At 68.5% G+C, this 1052-nt stretch carries 2 protein-coding genes; both read left to right on the forward strand.

The window, feature by feature from the left end:
- The first annotated feature begins 158 nt into the window (after positions 1–158).
- The gene (locus AC5L36_RS45315) at positions 159–950 is read left to right on the forward strand and encodes a glycosyltransferase family 2 protein (RefSeq protein ID WP_441225307.1); all 792 of its coding nucleotides are present in this window, start codon (positions 159–161) and stop codon (positions 948–950) included.
- Between the two features lie 12 nt (positions 951–962).
- Positions 963–1052 (forward strand): NAD-dependent epimerase/dehydratase family protein (locus AC5L36_RS45320; protein WP_441225309.1); only part of this gene is annotated, 90 nt, incomplete at its 3' end.

Below are 1052 nucleotides of genomic sequence, written 5' to 3' on the forward strand. Positions count from 1 at the left end.
GATCCGCACATCAAGGACGAGCGCTTCGTATCGCTCGACGAGGTGCTGGCCAAGGCCGACCTGCTCGTCATCGCCTGTCCACACCAGGAGTACACCGCCCTGGACACCCAGACCCCGGTCATCGACATGTGGGGGCTGACCGGCCAAGGCGTGAAGGTATGACGATCACGCCCCGGATCTCCGTCGTCATCCCGGTCTACAACGAGGGCGAAGCGATCATCCGGTGCATGGATCGCATCCTGCGCGAAGTCATGCTGCCCAGCGAGATCCTGCTCGTGCACGACATGCCGGAAGACACCACGGTCCCGTACGCGAAGCAGATCGCCGAGTCGCATCCGCAGGTGCGGCCGGTGCTCAACACGTACGGTCGGGGCCCGGCCAACGCGATCCGCTTCGGCATCGACGCGGCCCGCGCCCCGGTGACGGTGGTGACGATGGCCGACGGCTGCGACGACCCGCGCCAGATCGACGACCTGGCCCGGCTCGTAGAGCGCGGGGTCGTGGTGGCCGCCGCGTCGCGGTACATGCCCGGTGGGCAGCAGGTGGGCGGGCCGCGGCTCAAGCGGATGATGTCCCGCTGGGCCGGCCGCACGCTGTACGCGTTTACCCGGGTGGGCACGCGCGACGCGACCAACAGCTTCAAGGCGTACGACACCGAGTTCGTGCGCCAGGTGGGGATCGAGTCGCGCACCGGTTTCGAGATCGGGCTGGAGCTGACCGCCAAGGCCGGGCGGCTGCGCCTTCCGGTCGCGGAGATCCCGACCATCTGGCTCGACCGTCAGCTCGGCGAGTCCCACTTCGACCTCGGGCGGTTTCTGCCGTCGTACCTGCGGTGGTACAGGTTCGCGTACGGCCGGCGGCTCACCGTCGAGCAGATCGCCAAGCGCCGCCCGGCCGAGCCCGAGCCCGAGGCCGTTTCCGCACCGTCAGTCCCCGCGTCACTCAGCTAGGAGCAGTTTCTCGTGTCGAAGGTTTTGGTTACCGGCTCGGCCGGCTTCATCGGTGGCTACGTGGTGGAGGAGCTGTTGGGCCGTGGCCACGAGGTGGTCGGG

This window comes from Phytohabitans sp. LZ39 (assembly GCF_059359075.1).